The following is a 3166-nucleotide window of genomic DNA, read 5'->3' as shown; positions in this document are numbered from 1 at the left end:
CTTCACTGGAGAATACTGGAACAATAAGGACAAGGGTATCTACAAATGTATCTGTTGCGGAACAGAGCTATTTAACTCTGATACCAAATATGATTCTGGGACAGGTTGGCCTAGTTTTTTCGCACCTATCAAAGAAGAGAATGTAAAGGAGGAACCGGATAACAGCCTATTTATGCGCAGGACAGAAGTGTTGTGTGCTGTCTGTGACGCTCACCTAGGTCACGTGTTTAGCGATGGACCACCACCAACAGGCTTACGCTACTGTATGAATTCTGCTTCCCTTAGTTTCGAGAAACAGGATTAAAAAAACAGGATTAATCAGATCAAGTCACCTAAGTTTGATTCGGAAAATCAATTATGGTCTGTCGATAAAACTGGGGCATTCCGGTATCAAAATACTTGCCTTTAACTAGATAACCGGTTATGCCCTCTTCTTGTCGCAATTTATCAAGACATGATGTGAGCTGAAATTCACCTTTTTCACGGATATTTTGGTTGATGTGCTCTTCAAGATAGTCAAAAATTTTCGGCTTAAGTACATACATACCAAATACCGCTAAGAACTGATCCTTTGCCATTCCTTCCATATGGAGATGGGCTCGCGCATACTCAAGAGTAGGCTTTTCATAAAGCTCTGTCACACGCAACCGTGATTCTGACTCTTGCCAAATCCCAGTCACGCAACCAGCTTTGTGAATAATCTCTCCTGGCATTACGGTCAAGGCAACAACGCTCTGATCAACCTGGTTATAAACGTTTAGAACTTGACTAGCACAGGAAGTTTCATGGTCAGAAGTGTAAACATGATCCCCCAGCAACAATAGAAAAGGCTGATTATTTACCCATTCTTTGGCACAGAATACAGCATGACCATAGCCTTCTTGCTCCTCTTGAATCAGAAAGGTAATTCTATGGCCTAAATCCTGTAAATATTGGCTGTATGCTTGGTTTTCTGGAGAGAGTTTCTCGAAGAGTTCGGGTTTGGGGGGGGACTTAAAAAATTCTTCAAAATGTTTGCGATCGCTTTTTTGAACCACAATCCCCACTTCTTCTATCCCAGCACTGACCGCTTCTTCTACAATCGCCATGATCACTGGTTTCGCCCTACCATCCCGGTCAATAATCGGAAATAACTCTTTTTTTACCACTTTGGTGGCTGGAAACAAACGGGTACCAAAACCCGCTGCGGGAATTAAAGCTTTGCGAACGTTATTGGTCTGCATAAATCGTTAACGTCAAAGATTCCATTTGAGGAAAATCACGCTCAATAATTTTAATTAACTTTTGTTGACTTTCCTTGTCTTTAACAATAAATTGTGCGGTGCCATCCCCTTGAGAGCCAACTCCCTTTCCCCCTAGGATATAAGGTTGAATTGGTTCATAATTCAGGATTTGGTGCAGCACTCCAGCAGTTAATTGCTCAGGGCAAGCAGGGATAAGATAGCGGTCGAATTCAGCTTGTGCCTGGTTCATCAAGCTACCAATCCGTTCAGCATCACCCCTTTCCAGAGCCTCAACTGCCTCCTGAGTAATTTTAGAACTGATTGGACCAAGATAGTGCTGAACATTCTGTTGTATTTCGTTAGTGGCGAATGGATAGCACTGATTCAGTTTACTCAGGATTTCCTGAGTATTTTTGCTTGCCCCGAGGTCTACAATTACAAAAAACAGATTCCGAGGTACCTTGAGTTCACTAATCTCGGTGTGATCACCATCAAACATCATCATGATCGGTCGATTGCCATAAGCACAGGCGAAATCCATCCGACCACATTGGGAAGGGGTGGTGGTTTCCCCTAGATAGGCTAACTCCATTTCCTCTTGGAGGGTCATGTTTAAGTCATACAGGCGATTGAAGCTGCGGGCAACTAGGACGGAAATTGCTGCACTTGAGGATAGCCCTTTCTTGATTGGTAAGTCAGTGCGGTAATTATCGATTTCAATTCCACCGACAGGATAGCGAGATAGACACTGGTAGGCAACCCCAGCAGCATAACTAAAAAAACCGCCTTTTTTAGCAACAGCGAGCAGAGCACTCCTTTCCATTGGTAAACTAATAGAAACGGTCGGTGTACCCTCCCTCAGGGAAGTACGCATAATCAGCTCGGTCGGATGAGATAAGACCAGAGCATAAAGTCCCTGATTGGTTCCGGTGATTAGGGTGTAGCCTCTTTCGAGCTCGGGATTTAGGCAGCGATAGCCTCCTGCCCAATCACTATGTTCCCCAAATAGACAAAGGCGACCTGGCACAAACAGTTTCATTACTCAGTTAAATCTATAGCAGTCTTGATTGGAATAGAATACAGCCGGTGATTGCAGTGGGAGCTCCCGAGAGGCTAAAGTGTATTTTACTGAGCTGCAAATCACTATATGCACTATATAAAGCACTATAGTATGACATTGCCATCAGAGGGATTGCATTCAAAGACGGCAAGACACCACCAGACTGGGAAACTCTCGATAGAGGGTGCTAACGCTCAATGCTACTTGGTATTAACTAGAAATTTTGAAACCTCTAGGGTCGATAGAAATAAACGTAACGTGGGGTAACTACATGGAACGTTTTATGTTAACTACTGCATGCAAGCCTTGGCTGTGCATCCCTAAGATCAACAGTCAACAGTCAATAGTCAACAGTCAACAGTCAACAGTCAACATAGTTAACGTGATTCAAATCACGCTTTACTGGCAGAAGGTTAACAACTTATTAAAACTTAAATCACCCCAGATCAACCTCAGATATTTGATTATGAAGAATGCCAGGAAAAATTTCATCAGGGAAATCTAGCATGACAGCTTTGATTAATTTGGAAACCTCCCAGACCAGTGCTTGTGTCACTGCTTGGCTCAGAAAGCACACCCTTTATCTAGGGTTCATTGGTCTTTATGTGGTAGAATTACAAAGTATCTTGGCTCACCGGGGATATTACTTTGGTCCATTAGATGGTATCTTTGACACAGAGATTGAATATGCTGTGCAAGGCTACCAGCAAAAGGTATTTCTCAGAGCAACTGGTATTGTAGACCAAAAGACCTGGCAAGCTCTTCTGGGTGGTGCTCCGGTCAATATGCCGATTCTACGTCCTGGTAGTTTTGGTGAGGCTGTCAAAACAGTCCAAGAAGTACTTTGGATTAGTGACTACTATACTGGTAAGATTGATGGCAA

4 protein-coding genes are annotated in these 3166 nt (G+C 43.2%); 2 read left to right on the top strand and 2 right to left on the bottom strand.

Annotation, left to right across the window (positions count from 1 at the left end):
* The coding region (gene msrB / locus F6K20_RS31140) for a peptide-methionine (R)-S-oxide reductase MsrB (RefSeq protein ID WP_287297308.1) at positions 1 to 304 on the top strand (304 nt) is incomplete at its 5' end.
* A gap of 28 nt (positions 305 to 332) precedes the next feature.
* On the opposite strand, the gene F6K20_RS31135 is transcribed toward msrB, so the two are convergent.
* Positions 333 to 1223, bottom strand: a complete 891-nt coding sequence (locus tag F6K20_RS31135) for a UTP--glucose-1-phosphate uridylyltransferase (protein WP_008182692.1) — start codon at positions 1221 to 1223, stop codon at positions 333 to 335.
* The gene (locus F6K20_RS31130; RefSeq protein ID WP_008182695.1) at positions 1210 to 2262 is read right to left on the bottom strand and encodes a mevalonate kinase family protein; all 1053 of its coding nucleotides are present in this window, start codon (positions 2260 to 2262) and stop codon (positions 1210 to 1212) included. The genes F6K20_RS31135 and F6K20_RS31130 overlap by 14 nt, the downstream gene beginning before the upstream one ends.
* A gap of 527 nt (positions 2263 to 2789) precedes the next feature.
* Between F6K20_RS31130 and F6K20_RS31125 the strand changes: the two genes are divergently transcribed.
* The coding region (locus tag F6K20_RS31125; protein ID WP_287297306.1) for a peptidoglycan-binding domain-containing protein at positions 2790 to 3166 on the top strand (377 nt) is incomplete at its 3' end.

Source organism: Moorena sp. SIO2C4 (assembly GCF_010672485.1).
Lineage (GTDB): Bacteria > Cyanobacteriota > Cyanobacteriia > Cyanobacteriales > Coleofasciculaceae > Moorena > Moorena producens.
The sequence above is the reverse complement of the archived record's forward strand: the minus strand, read 5'-3'. Positions and strand labels throughout refer to the sequence as shown.

Coding starts and splice junctions, on each gene's coding strand:
- F6K20_RS31135 (WP_008182692.1), bottom strand. CDS start 1,223: ATGCAGACCAATAACGTTCGCAAAGCTTTAATTCCCGCAGCGGGTTTT.
- F6K20_RS31130 (WP_008182695.1), bottom strand. CDS start 2,262: ATGAAACTGTTTGTGCCAGGTCGCCTTTGTCTATTTGGGGAACATAGT.